Consider the following 18677-nt stretch of genomic DNA (forward strand, 5'->3'; position numbering starts at 1 on the left):
TTTCGTTACGCCGTGGGCTCTTCCGGCGTCTCACGAGTCGTCACGATGGTGTCGATCAGGCCCCAGTCGCGAGCCTTCTCCGCCGTCATGAAGTTGTCGCGTTCGAGCGCGGCTTCAACCGTGTCGTAGTCCTGGCCGGTATGCTGGACGTAGATTTCGTTGAGCCGACGCTTCAGCGCCTCGGTCTCCCGCGCATGGATCAGGATGTCCGTGGCCTGGCCCTGGTAGCCGCCCGAAGGCTGGTGAACCATGATCCGGCTGTTGGGCAGCGAGAAGCGCATGTCCTTGGCCCCCGCGGTCAGCAGCAGCGAGCCCATCGAGGCCGCCTGCCCCACGCAGAGCGTGGAGACCTTGGGCCGGATGTACTGCATCGTGTCGTAGATCGAGAGCCCCGACGTCACCACCCCGCCCGGCGAGTTGATGTACATGGAGATCTCTTTCTTCGGATTCTCCGCTTCCAGGAACAGCAGCTGCGCCACGATCAGCGTGGACATGCCGTCATGCACCGGACCGGAGACGAAGATGATCCGCTCCTTCAGAAGGCGCGAGAAGATGTCGTAGGCCCGTTCGCCCCGGGCGGTCTGCTCGACCACCATGGGGACGAGCGTGTTCATGTAGAATTCGGTCGGGTCCTGCATGGGGACGGGCCTTTCGCTGAGCGGGGCGCGGCCGGCGCCGAAGGGGCGGCGCGGCGGCGCTTGAAACGGGACGTGCCACCTGAGTCCTATGCCGTCGTCGGGGGGGCTTCAAGGGCGGGCGGCGCGACGCCTGCGCAGCCTCGCCTCCGGATCGATAAGGAAAGATTAACGCCACGGCGGCTCGCAGGGCTTTTCCGAAAGCCGCCGCCCTGTCCCGGAAGGGCGCGGATGCGCGCCGGGCGCGAGAGGCCGCCCCGGGACCGGGACCGAATGTCGCCACGCCCGGAGCCGATCGCGCCGGGCCCCTCGGCTCCCCGCCTCCGCTCCGGACCTCCGCTCCCCCGGCGCATCCCGCGCGCCGTGACCGCGCAAGGGCCGGCCGGCCGCGCGCGCGCCGGACGCGCGCCCCGGAAAGGCGCACGGCCCGCCCCGGACTATCCGGGACGGGCCGCGTTTCCGCCCCCCTCTCAGGGGGCGCGCATCGGTCGGGGCGGGATCAGGCGGAGACCGCCTCCTCCTCGGCGTCCAGGGCCTCGAGCTGGGCCTGAAGCTCGTCCTTGCTCACCTCGGTCTCGGTGACCGTGGCGAGTTCCAGGATGTAGTCGACGACCTTGTCCTCGAACAGCGGGGCGCGGATCTGCTGCATCGCCTGCTCGTTCTGCTGCACATAGTCGAAGAAGGCCTTCGGCGGCACGTTCATCTGCTGGGCCTGACGCACGATCGCCTGGACGATCTCGTTCTCGGACACCTGGATGTCGTTGGCCGAGCCGGTCTCCGCCAGCAGCAGGCCGAGGCGCACGCGGCGCTCAGCGAGCTTGCGGTGCTCGTCCGTGGTCTCGATGTCGCCGTGGTCGTGGCCCTGCACCTCGGGGTGCTCCTCGTGCCACAGCTGGTGCGCGATCTGGTTGGCCTCGATCTCCAGCAGCGCCGGCGGCAGGTCGAAGGACACGGCCTCATCGAGCGCGTCGAGCAGCTTGCGCTTGACCAGCGCGCGGGAGGCGACGCCGTACTCGGCTTCGAGCTTCTCGCGAATCTGGCCCTTGAGATCCTCGAGGTTCTCGGCGCCGAACTTCTCCGCCATCGCGTCGTCGATCGCGGAGTCCACCGGGTAGCCGATGCCCTTGATCGTGCAGGTGAACACGGCTTCCTTGCCGGCCAGATGCTCGGCCTGGTAGTCGGCGGGGAAGGTCACCGTCACGTCGCGCACGTCGCCGACCTTGGCGCCGTTGAGCTGCTCTTCGAAGCCGGGGATGAAGGAGCCCGAGCCGATCTCCAGCGGGAAATCCTCGCCCGAGCCGCCCTCGAAGGCCTCGCCGTCGACGCGGCCCACGAAGTCGATCGTGGCCTGGTCGCCGTTCTCGATATAGCCGCCCTCGTCGCGCGGCTCGAAGGCCTTGGCGTTCTTGGCCAGGCTCTCGAGCGCCTCCTGGATGGCGGCGTCCTCGACGGTCGCGACCGGCTTGTCGAGCGTGATCGCCGCGAAATCCGGGGTCGGGACGTCGGGCAGCTTGTCATAGGCCAGCTCGACCTGGAGGTCGTCGCCCTCGTCGAAATCCTCGTTGGTGATCTTGATGTCGGGCTGCAGGGCCGGGCGGTCGCCGGTCTGCTCGAAATGCTCGCGCACGGCGCCGTCGACCGACTCCTGCACGATTTCGCCCAGCAGGGACTTGCCGAACATCTTCTTGAGCAGCGGCAGCGGCGCCTTGCCCTTGCGGAAGCCCTTCATCTGGACTTCGGCGCGGGCGGCGACGAGCTTCTCGTTCATCTTCTCGGCCAGCTCCGACGCGGGGAGCGTCATGGCATAGGCCCGGCTGAGCCCCTCGGACTTGGTTTCGACGACCTGCATCTGCGTTTCCTGCTCCAGCATCTCGGCTTCGGGCGACGCCAGCGCCCCTGGACGGGGGGCGGCGGCCCGGAATCTGCGTCTCCCCTCCCGGCGGCCGCGCGTGGCGCGGACGGCGGGACCGGAGACTGGTGCGGGCGGAGGGACTCGAACCCCCACGCCTTGCGGCACGAGGACCTAAACCTCGCGTGTCTACCAATTCCACCACGCCCGCAGCGGCCGGCGCCGGGCGGGACCCGGCGCGGATTCCGCGGGGAAGTAGCAGGGTTGCGCGGCGGGTGCGAGTCGAAAAAGGCGCCGCCGGGGGCTCGCCCCGGGTCGGGCGCGCGGCCGGCGGCCCCGGAAACCGGCGCGCCTTGGAAACCGCTCCACCGGCGCGACGGCCGCGTCGCCGCGCGGGCGGGACCGCGCCAGGGGCGCGCGGGTCGACGCGCGGCGCCCCCCCCACCGGCGGGATCAGGCGGGATCAGGCGGGATCAGGCGGCGCGGGCGATCAGCGCGCGGAACACCGCCGGCAGCGCCTCCGGCAGGTCCTCGGCGATCAGGCCGGGGCCGAAGACGCGCGCGGCCTCCACATGCAGCCAGGCGCCGGCCTGCGCGGCCTCGAACGCGCCGAGCCCCCGCGCCATCAGCCCGCAGATCAGCCCGGCCAGCACGTCGCCGGACCCCGCGGTGGCGAGCCAGGGCGCCTCGCGCCCATAGGCGGCCGAAGCCACCGCCGCGCGCCCGTCCGGCGCCGCGATCACCGTATCCGGCCCCTTGAGCAGCAGCACCGCCCCGGCCCGCGCCGCCCCGGCCCGCGCGGCGTCCAGGCGCGACGCCGCCGGTCCGCGCGCGGCCGGCGCGGCCAGCGGCCCGGCGAGGTCGGGGAACAGCCGCCGGAACTCGCCCATATGCGGGGTCAGCACGCAGTCGGGGCCAAGCTCCGCGAACAGCTCCCCCGGCCGCCCCTCGAACACCGTCAGCGCGTCCGCATCCAGCACGCAGGGCCGTTCCAGCCGCCGCGCCGCCGCGACCAGGCCCAGAGTCCGCTCCCCCAGCCCCAGCCCCGGCCCGAGACAGAGGGCGGAGACCTTCCCGATCCCCTCCATCTCCAGCAGCCCCGGCCCGTCCGCGACCCGTCGCAGCATGATGGCGTCGAGCCGGGCCGCGTTCTCGATCAGCGCCGACGGAGGCGCGCCGACGGTGACCAGCCCGGCCCCCGCCCGCAGCGCCGCCCGCGCCGCCAGCCGCGCCGCCCCGCCCCGCCCGACGCCGCCGGAGAGCACCAGCGCGTGCCCGTGCGAATACTTGTGACCGCCCGCGCCCTTCAGCAGCGCCGCGCGGGAGGGCGGGCCGACCAGATGCGCGGCGCGGGGCGCGGCGGCGGCGGTCTCGGCCGCGCTCAGCCCGATATCGACGACCTCGAGCTGACCGCAGGCCTCCGGCCCCTCGGCCAGGTGATGCCCCAGCCGGGGCCGGTGAAACGTCACGGTCAGCCAGGCCGGCGCCGGCGCGGACCCGAGCCCCCGCCCGCTGTCGAGGCAAAGCCCGCTCGGCCCATCCACCGCCACGACCCGCGCCCGGTCGCCCAGCGCGGCCAGCGGGCCTGAGACCTCCGCCGGCAAGGGCCGGGTCAGCCCGCCGCCGAACAGCGCGTCGACCACCAGGTCCGGCGCCCGATCCGGGGCCAGATCCGGGGCGCCGGACGCGCCGCCGCGCCCGACCGCGGAAAGGATCGCCGCGGCGTCCCAGGGCCGGGTCTCGCCCACCGCTTCCCAATCCGCGGCGGCCGAAGCCGCGTCGGGCGGGCGCCGCGCCGGGTCGCCCCAGGCGAAGACCGTCACCGCCCAGCCCCGCGCCGCCAGCAGCCGCGCGACGACGAATCCGTCGCCGCCATTGTTCCCCGGCCCGCACAGCGCCACCGCCGCGCGCGCCCCATGCGCCAGTTCCGGCGCCCGCGCCAGAACCGCCGCGACCACGCCGGCGCCGGCCCGTTCCATCAGAACGCGCCCCGTCACCCGGCCGGAGCCCCCCGACACCTGGCCGGAGCCCATCGCCAGGTCCTCGACGGCCTTCATCTCGCCCGCGGTCAGCAGTTCCATCGCACGTTCTCCTTCGCCGAAGCCCCGTCGCGCCCGTCCGCCGAGCCCGCCCCGCTCAGCCCTCATTCATCGCCCACGTCTTGAGCAGTTTGCCCTATGATTGGGCGCCGGCGCGCGATTCCCGTCCCGCCGCCGACCTGCGGACGCGCCCCCCATTGCATCCGCCGGGTCTAGATGCTTGGCATGAGCCCTGCATAACATCTTGCGAACACGGCGGCGGGGGCGGCCGTCCGGACGCGCAGCAACCGAGGGAGCCCGAGGTCCATGAAGAAGATCGAGGCCGTCATCAAGCCGTTCAAGCTCGACGAGGTGAAGGAGGCGCTGCAGGAGATCGGGGTCCAGGGCCTCAGCGTGATCGAAGCCAAGGGCTTCGGCCGCCAGAAAGGTCACACGGAGCTCTATCGCGGCGCCGAATACGTGGTCGATTTCCTGCCCAAGATGAAGCTGGAGGTCGTGCTCGAGGACGACATGGTCGAACGCGCCGTGGAGGCCATCGTCGCCGCCGCGCGCACCGGCAAGATCGGCGACGGCAAGATCTTCGTGACCAATGTCGAGCAGGCCATCCGCATCCGCACCGGGGAAGAGGGCGCCGACGCGCTCTGACCCCCGGGCCAGACCCATCCCGCCGGATCACACGGGTTCCGGCGGCCCAGCGACGCGCCCGCGGCAGCCGGCGCCCGAACACTCCAGGAGAGGATCACGCATGACCGACGCAAGTTCCGTTCTCAAGACCATGAAAGACGAAGACGTCGAATATCTCGACCTGCGCTTCGTCGATCCGCGCGGCAAGCTGCAGCACGTGACGGTCATCAAGGACGAGATCGACGAGGACTTTCTTGCCGAAGGCATGATGTTCGACGGCTCCTCCATCGCCGGCTGGAAGTCCATCGACAAGTCCGACATGAAGCTGATGCCCGACGCTTCGTCGATCTACATGGATCCGTTCTTCGCCGAGAAGACCCTGTGCGTGCATTGCGACGTGCTGGAGCCGGACACCAACGAATCCTATGAGCGCGACCCGCGCGGCACCGCCAAGAAGGCCGAGGAGTTCCTCAAGACCTCCGGCGTCGGCGACAACTCCTTCTGGGGCCCGGAAGCCGAGTTCTTCATCTTCGACGACGTCAAGTTCTCGGTCGAGATGAACAAGGTGTCCTACGAAGTCGACGCCGTCGACGGCGCCTGGAACACCGACGCCGACTACGAGATGGGCAACTCCGGCATGCGCCCGGGCGTCAAGGGCGGCTACTTCCCCCTGCCCCCGGTCGACCACATGCAGGATCTCCGCGCCGAGATGCTGTCGACCATGAAGCGCATCGGCATGAAGGTCGACAAGCACCACCACGAGGTCGCCTCGTGCCAGCATGAGCTGGGCCTGGTGTTCGGCTCGCTCTGCGGGCAGGCCGACAACATCCTGAAGTACAAGTACGTCATCCAGCAGGTCTGCTCGGCCTACGGCAAGTCGGCCACGTTCATGCCCAAGCCGATCGCCGGCGACAACGGCACCGGCATGCACGTCAACCAGTCGATCTGGAAGGACGGCAAGCCGCTCTTCGCGGGCGACCAGTACGCCGACCTCTCCAAGGAGGCGCTGTGGTATATCGGCGGCATCCTGAAGCACGCCAAGGCGCTGAACGCCTTCACCAACCCGTCGACCAACTCCTACAAGCGCCTGATCCCCGGCTTCGAGGCCCCGGTGCTGCTGGCCTACTCCGCCCGCAACCGGTCGGCGTCGATCCGCATCCCCTGGTCCGAGTCGCCGAAGGCCAAGCGCGTCGAGACCCGCTTCCCCGATCCGTCCGCGAACCCCTACCTGGCGTTCTCGGCGCTCCTGATGGCCGGCATCGACGGCATCAAGAACAAGATCGATCCGGGCGAGGCCGCCGACAAGGACCTCTACGACCTGCCCCCCGAGGAGCTGGCCGGCATCCCGACCGTCTGCGGCTCGCTGCGCGAAGCCCTGACCTCGCTGGAGGACGATTACGAGTTCCTCACCGCGGGCGACGTGTTCACCCGCGACCAGATCGAGGGCTACGCCGAGCTGAAGTGGGAGGAGGTCTACGCCTTCGAGCACTGCCCGCACCCGGTCGAGTACAAGATGTACTACAACCTCTGATCCTGCCGGATCGGACGGAAATCAGGGGGCGGCGCCGCAAGGCGCCGCCCTTTTTCGCGGGCGGCCTCCGCCCGAATGCCCCCGAGGCGCGCGCGTTCCGGCCCGGGCCCGCCCCGCGCGCCGGCGCCGGCGCCGGACGGACCGTCTGGGTCGCGCCCCCGCGCCACCCGGCGCCCCCGTCGCAACGCCGCGCGGGCGCCCCCGCCCCAACCCGCGCCACGGCTGACGCGCGGCCCCGCTATCCGTTTGTTTTCACGTGCGTTTCATCACATCCCGACCGGGATTCGCTTCCCCGCGCCCGCGGCCTGTGCCAAGCTTTCCCCAACGACAAGCCCAAGCCGCGCCAGGGGAGGCCCGCCCGCCATGTCCGATCTGATCCGCCGCCTGCCGACGCCCGACCGGGGCTCCTACGCCCAGGCGCTCAACCTGCTGGCGGTGGCCGAGGGCCCCGACGGCGGCCCTCCCGGTCACGCCATCATCGCCCATATCGACAGCGGCGTGGCCCCGCATGAGGGCATCGGCTGGCCCCCCGGAACCCCCGCCCCCGCCTGGCTGCTGCTCTCGCGCGGGCGCAACTTCGTCGACGGTCCCTGCGACCAGTTCCCGCCGCCCCCACCCGGCATCGATGCCACCGCCGTCTGCGGGATGGAGCGCACCGCCTCCCCCCAGGCCGGGCTGATCGAATATCCCGATCACGGGGTCAAAACGCTCTCCGCGCTCTGCGGTCCCATCGGCGCGCCGCTGCAGGGCGCGGCGCCCGGCGTGCGGGTGATCCCCTACCGGGTCTCCAACGGCCCGCTGTTCTACGAGGCCGAAGGCGACATCGCCGGCCCCGCCATGCAGTCCCGCGCCACCGAGCGGCTGGGCTGGGCCATCGAGCACGCGCTGGCCCAGGACCCCCAGCCCGGGGTCATGTCGATCTCCATGGGCAATCCCGGCTTCGCGGGGATCTTCGAGCCGATCCGCGCCATGCTGGGCGGGGAGATGGGCATGGCCCCCAACGTCGCCCCCGCCGTCAACCGCACCTACGAGGCCGGGGTGATCCTGTGCTGCGCCGCCGGTCAGGTCATCGACGGGGTGATCTTCCCGGCCCGCTGGGACCGCACCATCGGCGTCTCGGGCTACGACATCCAGGGCACGGGCGGGCAATGCCGCCACTACCCGCCGGGCGGCTATCGCGACCGCGACGCCGAACGCTGGGTGGACATCCACGCCCAGGCCATGCGCATCAACCGCGCCGGCTTCGACATGCGCACGACCCCGCCCCGCCCCGACTGGGCCGAGGACACCGAGGAGGACGAACCCTCCGGCACCTCCTACGCCACGCCGCAGGTCGCGGCCGCCGCCGCGCTGTGGCGCACCTGGCATGCGGCGGAGCTGGAGCGGCTGTTCGGCGCGCCGGATGCGCGCTGGAAGATCGTCGAGGCCTTCCGCTGGGCCCTGAAGGACTCGGCCGCCGAGATGCAGGCCGACATGACCCCCGCCCGTGACGGGCGGCGATGGAAGCCGATCCCCACGCTCGACATCCCCGCCCTGCTGACCCGCGCCCCCTCCGCCGCCCCGACGCTGGAGAAACGCCCTCCCGCCGGCTGACCCGGCGCCCGTCCCGCGGTGCGATCCGCCCCGTGATGATCGGCATGGCGGCGGGGCGCCCTCTTGCCATTGTCCGACATACGCGCTCGTATGCCCGCCGCAGAGAGCCCCGCCGCCAGGAGCGGGGCCGGATGATCGGGCCCCAGCGGTCCGGGAGGAGAGACGCATGCTGTTCACCATCGCCACCATCAAGGCGAAAGCCGGCTCCGAGGCCGAATTCGAGGCCGCCGCGCAGGAGCTCGCCAAGGCGGTCAACGCCAACGAGCCCGGCTGCCTGCAATACGTGCTGTGCAAGGGCGAGGAGCCTTCGACCTTCGTCTTCGTGGAATCCTACAAGGACGCCGAGGCCGTCGAGGCCCACCGCAAGTCCGACCATTTCCGCACGCTGGGCCGCGCCATGGGCGCCTTCATGGACGGCCCGCCCTCGATCCAGCGACTGACCGCAGCCTGATCGGGGGGCCTGATCGGGCGGCGCCGCGCCGGGACCTCCGGCGCGGCGCGCTTCCCAGGGGTCAGCGACCGCCCGCCACGGCGGCGGCGCCCGCGAACCGGCGCAGCATCAGCGCCACCGCCGGCGCCCTGTCGATCGCCGCCAACCCGAAAGCCCCACGCCGGGAACGACGATCCGCGCCGCGCCGATGGTGAAGCCGCGCTCACGACAGGCCTTCCGATCCACGATCGGCGCAGGCTCGGCGCTCCGGGCGGAGGGCCCCCCGGCCGCGCCCCCCATGAAAGAAGGCGCCCGATCCGCGCCATGAGGGGGGTGGCGGGATCGGGCTGGGACCGTCCGCGTCCGGGCGGGGCGCGGGCGGTTTCTCCTGGGGTCGCGGCGCAGGCGCACGCCCCCGGTTCGTTCGGCCCCGGCTCAGTCGGCGCCGGCGGCCATCGGCTCAGGCGCGGGCTCGCCCCCTGCCCAAGGCGTCGAGCGCGCCCCGCGCGCGCATCTCCTCCGCCGCCCGGCTGTCCAGCGCGGCGATCACTGACATGCTCGGCCGCGATCCGCCTTCGGCCGCAACCTCCGCAGGGGCGGGACGCGGACCGGCGGACGCTGCGCCACCTTGGACAGGGCGCCCGTCGCGTTTTCCGGCGGCAGCAGGCCGAACACCGCGTCCGAGCCTGGCGTCACCACCTCCACCCGCCCCGTGATAGCGCGGTCGGGATCATGCCACCTTGGCCGTGCGCCTTCCGGGCGGCGGGGGCGGCGTCCGCCTCGGCGGCGGCGTTTGCGTGAAGGCCCGCGCCGCCCCGGCCCTCGTCGATGCGGTCTTCGTCGATGCGGTCGCGGTCGCGGTCGCGGCGCGACTCAGATAGTGACCGAACCGTTCGGTCACTTCTTGACTTGGCGCCTCCGCAGCTCGAAATCAAGCGAACGCGCCCCCCCTGACGACGCAGGCGCGAAAAGCGCCGTCGGTTGCGGCGCGGGCGCGCCCGGCGTGCTATGCGGTGACTGACCGCCCCGAACGACGTTTCCGGAGTCCCCGAACCAGATGGCCAGCCCCGTCGCGCCCCACGCCGCCAAGGACCCCGCGTCCGGCCCGGAAACCGACGCGGCCGAAACCGGCGCCAAGCGCGCCCAGGTCCTCGCCGGCGCCCGGCGGGTGTTCCTGTCCCACGGGTTCGACGCCGCTTCGATGGGGCGGATCGCGCGGGAAGCAGGCGTGTCCAAGGGCACGCTCTACGTCTATTTCGACAGCAAGGAGGCGCTGTTCCGCGCCCTGATCGTCGACCTGCAACGCAGCACGGCCGAGCGTCTGACCGACCTCGACCGGCGCCACGACGGGCTTGAGACGGCGCTGTCCAGTTTCGCCGCCCGCCTGCTCGCGGAGGTGCTGGAGCCCGAGCATGTGGCGCTGCTCCGCATGGTGGTCGCGGTTTCGGAACGGTTTCCGGATATCGGCCGCACCTTCTACGAGGCCGGCCCGCTCTACGGCGCCCAGCGGCTGGCCGAGCATCTGGCCCTGCGCGCGACCCGGGGCGAGATCGCGCTGGACGGCGTCGATCCGCAGGACGCCGCCTGGCATTTCCTGGGGTTGATCAAGAACCCGCTTTCGCTCTGCGCGCTGATGTCGGCGGCCCCCCGTCCGCCGGAAGCGGAGCTCGCCCGCATCGGGCGCGAGGCCGCACGCGTGTTCATGCGCGCCTACGCCCCCCGGCCTTGAGCCGGAACGCGCAGGCCGCGCGTCAGCGAATGACCAACCGGTCAATGGCCTCGCACGCGTCGCGAAGGCCGGCCGCTCGGGTCAGCCGAGCCCCTTCACGAAGGCCGCCACCGCGTCGCCGATGGCCGCCGGCGAATCCTCCTGGATGAAATGGGAGCCGGGGACGGTGACCTCGGTCTGCGCCGGCCAGGTCCGGCAGAAGTCCCGCGCCCTGCCCCGCAGAATGGACCCCGGCTCGGCGTTGACGAAAAGCTTGGGAACCGGGCTGGCCGCGAGCCAGGCGCCGTAGCGCTCGACCACCGCCGTGACGTCGGCCGGCGTCCCCTCGATGGGAATCTGCCGCGGCCAGGTCAGGGTCGGGCGCCGGTCCTCCCCCGGGGTCTCGAAGGGGCGGCGGTATTCGGCCATCTCGGCCTCCGTCAGGCCCCGCAGCACCGAGTTCGGCAGCACGCCCTCCACGAAAATGTTCTTCTCCAGCACCATGGTCTCGCCGGCGTCCGAGCGGAAGCCGCCGAACACCTTGCGCGCCTCCTCCGGCCAGTCGTCCCAGGTCAGCGGCGTGACGATGGCCTCCATGTAGGCGATGCCGCGCAGCTTTTCGGGATGGCGCGCCGCCCAGTCGAACCCCAGCGCGGAGCCCCAGTCATGCAGCACCAGAACGGCGCGGTCGATCCCCAGCTCCTCCCACAGGGCGAAGAGGAATTCCCGTTGTTCGGCAAAGGTGTAGCGGTCGGGCCCGGAGTCCGGGAGCTTGTCGGAATCGCCCATGCCGATCAGGTCGCAGGCGATCAGCCGGCCCAGCCCTTCGCAGCGGCGCATGACGTTGCGCCACAGGTAGGACGAGGTCGGGTTGCCGTGCTGGAAGACGATCGGGTCGCCGCGCCCCTCGTCGATATAGGCCATGCGGCGGCCCTTGATCTCGAGATGTTTCTTCGCGGCGAAGGGGGTCGGGTCGATGTCGGTCTCGGGGGTCATGTCGGGCTCCTCCCTGGAGGTGGGCGCCCGGGTCGGCCAGCGCGGCGTCCCGGGTCATCTGGTCTCGGCCCGCGGCGGCCTTCCGGCCGGATGGCGGAGGCGGGCGGGCCTGGGCGGCGCCGAAAGCATGGGGCGCCTTCGGCCTGTCGTCCGGGACGCCGGCCGAGGCCGTGGTCCGGCCCGGTATCCCGCGTCGCCGGCATGCCGCCCCGCCCGCTTCAAGCGCGTGCCGCAAGGGCGATGCCGGGGGCCGGGCATCGACGCGGAGAGGCGCGGGCGAATGGTCCCCGCGACAGGCGGGACCATGCACGCGGCGGCGCCTCCGCTGCAAGCGGCTTGTCGGAGGCGGCGTTTCCTGCGGGATCGCCGCGCGATCACCGTTCGTGAAAGGCGCTCCCGAAGGTCCTTTCCACCGGTTTGAGCAGGTAGGTCAGGACCGTGCGGCTCGCGGTCCGGATCTCGGCCCGGGCCTCCATCCCCGCGCGGAGCGGGCGCGTGTCGTCGCCGGCGCCGATGGTCTGGGCGTCCAGCGCCACGACCACCCGGAAATAGGTGCGCCCCTCCTCGTCCTCGCTGGAGGTCGGGGCGATATCGACGACCTCGCCCTGCACCGAGCCGAAGCGTTTCTCGTCGAAGGTGGTCAGCTTCAGCTCGACCGGGGCGCCCGGCGCGACATGGCCGATGTCGAGCGGCGAGAGCCGCGCCTCGGCCGCCAGCGAAAGCTCGGTCGGCAGGATTTCGGCCACCGCGCCGCCGGGCTCGATCACCTCCCCGGGGGCGCGGACCCCGAGGGACTGGATGCGCCCGGCGACCGGGGCGCGCAGCTCCAGCCGGGCGCGCCGCGCGGCGTTGTCGGCCAGCGCCTCGCGGGCCAGTCCAAGCGCCTCATCGGCCTCGGTCAGTTCGGCCAGCCAACCCTCCCGCGCGCTCAGCGACAGGTCCAGCGCGGCGCGGCGCGCCTCACGCTCGGACACCAGGGCGGCATGCAGGTCGGCCTCCGCCTCCATCCGGTCGCCGCGGATCTCCGAGAGGCTGATCCCCAGTTCCATTTCCGTGGCGCGGCTGACCCGGCCGCTGCGCGCCAGAGTTTGCGACATCGCGTGCCGCGCCTCCATCAGCTTCTGACGCTCCGCCAGGCTGTCGCGGCGTTCCTCGGCCAGAGCCGCCGCCCGCGCGGCCTCGTGGCGCCGCGCCTGCAGCGCCTCGGCCTGGGCGCGCCAGGCGGCGAGCTGCGCGCGGTAGAGCCCCGCGGCCTCCGCCGCCACTTTCGGCGCGCGCAGCGCCAGGGCCGCGGCCTCGGGCGCCAGGGCGCCGGGGATCGTCCCGCCCTCGGGCGGCGCGGAGGCGTCCAGCGCCGCGAGCAGCGCCCGCAGGCGCGTGGCGTCGCCCAGCGCGCGGGCCTCCCGCAGGGCGAGGCTGTTGCGCTCCAGGTCCAGCGCCTCCGAGGACAGGCGGGCGATCACCTGGCCGGCGGCGACGGGGTCGCCCTCGGCCGCCAGGATCTCCTGCAGGATGCCGCCCTCGAGATGCTCGACCACCCGCAATTCGCCCAGCGGCACGATCCGGGCTTCGGCGCGCGACAGCTCGGTGATCTCGGTCCGGGCGGCCCAGACCAGGCCGACGCCGATCAGCGCCACGATGGTCAGGATCAGCGCGCGGGCCAGCCGCGGCGCCGCGTCGCGGTCCCGGCTGCGGCGACGCTCGAAGACGCCGGAGCGGCGAGGCCGGTTCAACAGGCCGCTCATGGCCGGGGCTCCAGCCGCAGGGCGTTGAGGGCCGCGACCTTGCGCACCATGCTCTCTCCGGCGCCATCCAGCGCCACCCGCCCCTGATCGAGATAGATGATGCGGTCGGCCAGCGCGAGATGCGACGGCCGGTTCGTCACCATCAGCACCGTGCGTCGCCCCTGCAAACCGCGGAGCTTGTCGAGCAGCAGCGCGTCGCGGGCCTCGTCCAGCCCGTTGGCGGGTTCGTCCAGAAGAACCACCGGCGCATCCTTCAGCCAGGCGCGGGCCAGCGTAAGGCCCTGCAAGAGCGACGGGGGGAGACTGCGGCGCAGGCCCTCGGTCATTCGGGTGTCGAGCCCTTCCGGCAGGGCGGCGATCTCGTCCTCGATCCCCGCTTCGCGCAGGGCGCGCATCATCGCGGGCCCATCGGCCAGCGGCTCGGCCAGGGCCAGGTTCTGGCGCACCGTGCCGTGGAAGAATTCCGGCGACTGGCCGACATAGGCGAGGCTGGCGCGCAGGTCGTCCACGGCCACCTGCCGCAGGTCGATTCCGCCGATCGAGATCGACCCGGCCGCGGGACGCCACAGGGCCGCGGCCAGCCGCAGCAGCGTGGACTTTCCGGCGCCGTTCCGGCCGGGGATCATCAGGATCTCGCCATCCCGCGCGGCGGCGGAGACCCCGGCCAGCACCGGGTCCGCCCCCGGCTCGTATCGGAAGACGACGGCGTTGAAGCGCAGCTCTCCCCGAAGCCCGCCATGGCGGACGCGCGCGGCGCCGCGCATGTGCTCGCCCGGCTGGGAGAGCATGGCGTCGGCCTGCTTGCCGCCCCGGTGCTGGCTGTCGAGCTGCGGGGCCGCGACGAACAGCGCCTGGAACGGAGCGAGGACGCGCCAGACCAGGGTCATCGTCGCGATCAGCGCGCCGAGGGTCATTTCGCCCCGCATCGCGGCCTCCGCCCCCCAGACCACCGCGCCGACGCCGGCCACGGTCATCAGCATCTGCCCGAAGGCCTGCAGCGCCCCGGCGAGTTGGCGGGAGCGGCGCGCGGTCGCCGCCGCCTCCGCCGCCAGGGGGCGGGCCCGTGCGCGCCAGGCGTCCTGCGCGCCCAGCCTGCGGATCTCGCGCTGGTTGGCGGCGATCTCCATCATCAGGCGCTGATGGGCGGCGCGGGCGGCGCCGGCCTCCCGCGCCAGGCGGCGGGACAGGGGCAATGCGCCGAAGCCGACCGCCACGAAGGTCGCGACCAGCGCCAGGATCAGCCACCCCACGGCCGGGGCGAAGGCGAAGATGGCGGCCAGGAAGATCACCGCGAAAGGCAGATCCAGCACCGCCGCCACCGCCGGCCCGACGAAAGCGTCGCGCAGGCTCTCGAACTGCCGGAACCGGGCGATGTGCTGGCCGAGGTCCGCGCGCGACAGCGTGGACATGGGCAGGGTGCAGAGCTTGGCGAACAGCCCCAGCACCAGCCCGCGTTCGATCCGCGCGCCGGCATGAACCAGGGCCTTGGTGCGGATCATGCGGAACACCGCGTCGAAGGCGAAGGCCAGAACGAGCCCGATGACCAGGGCCCCCAGCAAGGATTCGGAGCGCGTCGGGATCACGTGGTCATATAGCGTCATCACGAACATCGGCGTGGCGAAGGCCATGAGGTTGATCATCAGCGAGGCCACCACGAGCCCGCCGATAACCCCCCCATGGGCCCGCAGGAAGGCGCTGAGCGAGAAGGCCGGGCCCGCGGTCCCGTCCTCGCCCGGCCGCTCGGCCCGGCCGACCCTGACCGCCGTGCCCGTATTCCGGACCGGCGCGACCCAGTGCGGCGCGTCGTAGCCGGGGGCGAGCACCTGGATCCGGTCGTCCCTGCGGGCCAGCACGGCGAGCGGGGGCGAATCGTCGGCGAGGAACAGGCAGGGGCAGTCGGCGGCCTGAATGTCGTCGAGGCTCGCCTCCGCCGTTTCCAGCCGGATGCCGAGATTTCCGAGCGCGCGCATCAGGTCATGCGCCCGCATCGCCGGCCGTTCATGGGGCAGCGCGTCGGCGACGGCGCGGGCGTCGCCCTGCCAGCCGGCGGCGCGGACCAGCCCGGCGAGCAGATCCCGCGCCGCCGCGGGGGACAGGTGGGCGCGCCGCGGAACGGCCGCGCCGGGCTCGCCATCGGCCGCCGGGCCGGCGGTCTCCGGGCGGGTCGCGACGGCGGTCACGAGGCGTGCTCCGCCGCATCGCCCCAACGCTCGCCGCCCCGCCTGGGGGCGAGCGTCGCGGCCAGCTCCTCGGCGAGATCACGCGTCCAGGCGTCGAGCTCCGCGCGCGAAACCGCCTTCGCCGCGCCCGCGGGCGGTTCCCGAAATACGTTGAACATGTCGGGCTCCGCAGGCTGCGGCGAGGCGGACAGGATGGGACGATTGCGGGCGCGCTCCGGGCCGACGGCCTGGCGGGGCGGATCGCCGGGTTCGCCGAGCCGGGCGCCGGCGGGGCGCGCAGCCGGCGCCGAATCCCCATGCGCAGACGGGGACGCCTGCAGGCCGCCCGCCATCCAGGCCGAGGCGGCGACCGATTTCGACGGACGCCGCGCCTCCGGGCGGATGGAGGGCGACGCGGCGCCGGCGGCCGCGCGCCTTGACGCGGCCGAGCGAATTTCGGGGGGCGCAGCAATTTTCGGAACGGCCGATCGCACCGACGCCGGGCGCCCGGGACGCCCGGCGGGGGGCGGCGCCGGCTCGGGCCCGGAAACCTCCCCCGACGCGCCGACCGCGGCCCGTGCGCCGGAGGCGGCCTGCCCCCGCTCCTCCGCGAGATCATCCGACCACCGCTCCGCTTCCGCCGAAGGCGCGGCCGGCGACGGTGCGGCGGACGCCTCCGCCGGGGTCGCATCGAGATCATGGCCGGACAGGTCGATCACCTCGTCGGCGAGCGCCAGGTAGGAGGGGCGGCGGGTCGAGAGGATCAGCGTCGTGCGTCCGCGCAGCGCCTCCAACGCCGCCATCAGCTGGCGATCCGCGACCAGGTCCAGCGCCGTGTTGGCCTCGTCGAACAGCAGGATCCGGGGATCGCAGGCGATCGCGCGGGCGATCGCGATGCGCTGCGCGAAACCCAGAGTGCCCGCCAGACGCCCGCGAATCAGCGCCGGAGTGTCGAAGCCCAGCGGCAGGCGATCGATCTGCTCGCCCAGGCCGATCCGGCGCGCCGCCTCCATCCCCGCGTCCCTCGCTTCGGCGTCCCCGAACATGGAGAGGTTGTCCAGCAAGGTCCCCTCGAACAGCGCCGCGCGCCCGTCGACCAGCACCACGCCGCGTCGCCCGCGCATATGCGCGAACCGCTGCGCGGGCTGGCCGTCGATGCGCACCGCGCCGGCGCCCGGCGCGACCTCCCCCGCCACCATGCGCAGCAGGGTCGAGCCCTCGTCGCCCGACGCCCCGGTCAGCGCCACGCAACCTCCAGGCCGGGCGATGAAGCTCACGTTCCGCGCGCCGGCCTCGCCTCCCATGCCGAGCCTGACGCCCTCCACCGAGACCCGCCCGAACATCGCGCCCGGTCGTTCCGACGCCATCAGCGCCGCGTCGGGAGCCAGCGATTCGACCTCCTTCAGGCGCGCCTCCGCGGCCTGCAGATGCGCGCGCTGGACCCACAGCCCCACCACCCGGCTCATCGGCTGCATCGCGCGTCCGTTGAGCAGCATGCAGGCGGCGATCTCGGCGATGCCGAGGCGCCCCTGCACCGCCAGAAGCCCGCCCGTCGCCGCCATCGCCGCGATCCCGACCTGGGAGAGCACCGCGGACACCGCCTGGGTCATGCCCGAGGCCCAGATCAGCCGCCGGCTCGCCCGCTCGGCCTGGCTTTGCAGGAGCTCGTAGCGGCGCATCATCCGCGGCTCCATCGCGTGGGCCTTCATCGTTTCGATCTGGCCCAGGGACTCCATCAGGAAGGAGTAGCGGCGTCGGTCGACCGATTCCCGCCCGGCCAGCGCCGGCGCCTGCAACCGCCGCAGCCCCGCGCTCGCCAGCGCCAGCGCGCAGATGCAGCCCAGCGGCGCCAGCGCCAGCGGACCGCCGATCAACCCGATCAACCCCACGAAGACCGCGGCGAAGGGGATGTCGAGCGCCAGCAGCCGCCCCTGCCCGCCGTAATGATCCCGAAGCTGGGCGATGGCGTTGATTCGGTCAAGATGCGCGCCGCCGGTCACCGCCTCGAAAGCGGCGGGGTCGGCGTCGAGCATCCGGGCGGTCACCGCGTCGGTCAGCCGAAGCTCGTACCGTTCCCCGGTGTCGCCGAGCAGACCGAGCCGCGCCAGCCGCAAGGCGAAATCCAGCGCCGCGGCCACCAGCAGCGCGCCGAACAGCACCATTAGCGTCGAGTCCGACTGGTTCGGCAGAACCCGGTCGAAAACCTGCAGCAGCGCCAGCGGCAGGGCCAGCGCCAGCAGGTTGATGCCCAGCGACGCCGCGGCCACCGCCCCCCCCATGGGAGGCGGCGTCGGCAAGGCCTGCCCGGCCTGGAGCCGGAGCTGCTGACTCTGCGTTGCGGTCAAGACTTCACCTGTTCGTATCACGGCGCTTCATGCAGAAGCCCTCATGTGCCGCGATGATGCTTAACATTCGATTTCGCCGCGACGGCGTCGCCACAGGTCTCCGCGTTCGCAATTTCTTTCCGTTTTCGTCGTCTTCTGCGCCCGGGTGACGGGTGAGGATGCGATGAGCGACAGTTTCGACAAGACGACGGGGGCGGTTCCGGGCGCCGGTTCCATGGACACGGCGCAGCGGCGCAAGGCGCTGGAGCAGGAGCTCGCCCCGAAGATGGAAGGCGAGACCCGCGATCGCGGGGAGGCCACGCTGCACTATGGCGGCGACCAGGCGGTGGAGAGCGGGCTGGATGCGCGACCTTCGGACCGCGGCGCGGGCGCGACTAGCAGCGCCGGGTCAGGCCCCGCGCCCCAGGCCGCGGGGCTGTCGCCGCTGGAGGACTGGACGCCCTCCCCGGTCTCGAGCTTCGCGGCGACGTCGATTCCGTCGACGGACGCAGCGGCGCCGGATGTCGCGCCGTCGGCTCTCAACCTGTTTCTCGCGCCTCCGGGCCGGATGGACGTGTCGGCGCCGGACCCGATCAACCTCTTCGGCGAGGCTGATCGGGCGAGACCCGCCGCGGCGTTCGCGGCGCCGCCGACGGTCGACTCCGCGCCTGGGGAACAAGACGGGGACGAGACGCCGCGCCGCGACACCCCTGACCGGGACAAGGAGGACGGCGCATCGTCCGAGGAGGGCGACGAGGATGAGCAGACGGATCCGGGGTCCGATCTGGACGAGGCCCCGACCGGCCTCGCCCTGACCGGAACCGCCGTGGCCGAGAACGCCCCCGGCGCCGTCATCGGGACCGTCGCGGGGACCGACCCGGAGGGCGCGCCCCTGACCTGGAGCGTCGACGATCCCCGCTTCGAGGTCGTCGGCGACACGCTCAAGCTCAAGGACGGCGTGGCGCTGGATCACGAGGCCGGCGGCGAGGTCGACCTGGTCCTCACCGCCACCGACCCGGCGGGGAACGCCACGCCCCATGCCGC

At 72.7% G+C, this 18677-nt stretch carries 13 protein-coding genes and 1 tRNA gene; 6 read left to right on the forward strand and 8 right to left on the reverse strand.

The genetic code is table 11. The features are described 5' to 3' along the window. Positions 1-5 precede the first annotated feature (5 nt). From BLV24_RS19095 to BLV24_RS19110, 4 genes are all read right to left on the reverse strand, one after another. The gene (locus BLV24_RS19095) at positions 6-638 is read right to left on the reverse strand and encodes an ATP-dependent Clp protease proteolytic subunit (RefSeq protein WP_092684820.1); all 633 of its coding nucleotides are present in this window, start codon (positions 636-638) and stop codon (positions 6-8) included. A 496-nt stretch (positions 639-1134) separates the two neighbouring features. Next, positions 1135-2484 (reverse strand): trigger factor, encoded by a 1350-nt coding sequence (gene tig / locus BLV24_RS19100; protein WP_092684861.1) that lies wholly within the window; start codon positions 2482-2484, stop codon positions 1135-1137. Between the two features lie 126 nt (positions 2485-2610). Then, positions 2611-2695, reverse strand: a tRNA-Leu gene (locus BLV24_RS19105). 262 nt (positions 2696-2957) lie between these two features. Beyond that, positions 2958-4565 (reverse strand): NAD(P)H-hydrate dehydratase, encoded by a 1608-nt coding sequence (locus BLV24_RS19110; RefSeq protein ID WP_245710664.1) that lies wholly within the window; start codon positions 4563-4565, stop codon positions 2958-2960. A 264-nt stretch (positions 4566-4829) separates the two neighbouring features. Here BLV24_RS19110 and BLV24_RS19115 point away from each other — a divergent pair, with 264 nt between their 5' ends. From BLV24_RS19115 to BLV24_RS19135, 5 genes are all read left to right on the forward strand, one after another. Then, positions 4830-5168: a P-II family nitrogen regulator gene (locus BLV24_RS19115; protein ID WP_092684822.1), complete on the forward strand. Its 339-nt coding sequence runs from the start codon at positions 4830-4832 to the stop codon at positions 5166-5168. A gap of 100 nt (positions 5169-5268) precedes the next feature. Next, entirely contained in the window at positions 5269-6678 is a 1410-nt protein-coding gene (gene glnA / locus BLV24_RS19120; protein ID WP_092684824.1) for a type I glutamate--ammonia ligase, read from the forward strand. A gap of 363 nt (positions 6679-7041) precedes the next feature. Continuing rightward, complete coding sequence (locus tag BLV24_RS19125) at positions 7042-8271, forward strand: S8/S53 family peptidase (protein ID WP_092684827.1); 1230 nt, start codon at positions 7042-7044, stop codon at positions 8269-8271. A 166-nt stretch (positions 8272-8437) separates the two neighbouring features. Then, entirely contained in the window at positions 8438-8722 is a 285-nt protein-coding gene (locus tag BLV24_RS19130; RefSeq protein WP_092684829.1) for a putative quinol monooxygenase, read from the forward strand. A 1036-nt stretch (positions 8723-9758) separates the two neighbouring features. Next, positions 9759-10430, forward strand: a complete 672-nt coding sequence (locus BLV24_RS19135; protein WP_092684831.1) for a TetR/AcrR family transcriptional regulator — start codon at positions 9759-9761, stop codon at positions 10428-10430. A gap of 81 nt (positions 10431-10511) precedes the next feature. Here BLV24_RS19135 and BLV24_RS19140 read toward each other — a convergent pair whose 3' ends face one another. From BLV24_RS19140 to BLV24_RS19155, 4 genes are all read right to left on the reverse strand, one after another. Continuing rightward, a complete protein-coding gene (locus BLV24_RS19140) occupies positions 10512-11405 on the reverse strand; it encodes a haloalkane dehalogenase (protein WP_092684833.1) in 894 nt (297 codons plus the stop codon). A 374-nt stretch (positions 11406-11779) separates the two neighbouring features. Then, complete coding sequence (locus BLV24_RS19145; RefSeq protein ID WP_092684835.1) at positions 11780-13150, reverse strand: HlyD family type I secretion periplasmic adaptor subunit; 1371 nt, start codon at positions 13148-13150, stop codon at positions 11780-11782. Next, positions 13147-15330: a peptidase domain-containing ABC transporter gene (locus BLV24_RS19150; protein WP_092684837.1), complete on the reverse strand. Its 2184-nt coding sequence runs from the start codon at positions 15328-15330 to the stop codon at positions 13147-13149. The genes BLV24_RS19145 and BLV24_RS19150 overlap by 4 nt, the downstream gene beginning before the upstream one ends. Then, positions 15327-17654, reverse strand: a complete 2328-nt coding sequence (locus BLV24_RS19155) for an ABC transporter transmembrane domain-containing protein (RefSeq protein ID WP_143040365.1) — start codon at positions 17652-17654, stop codon at positions 15327-15329. Before BLV24_RS19155 ends, BLV24_RS19150 begins: the two co-directional genes overlap by 4 nt. 163 nt (positions 17655-17817) lie before the next feature. On the opposite strand from BLV24_RS19155, the gene BLV24_RS19160 reads away from it, so the two are divergent. Further along, a partial coding sequence (locus BLV24_RS19160) for a cadherin repeat domain-containing protein (RefSeq protein WP_143040366.1) occupies positions 17818-18677 on the forward strand: 860 nt, incomplete at its 3' end.

The sequence above is a fragment of the Albimonas donghaensis genome, assembly GCF_900106695.1.
GTDB lineage: Bacteria > Pseudomonadota > Alphaproteobacteria > Rhodobacterales > Rhodobacteraceae > Albimonas > Albimonas donghaensis.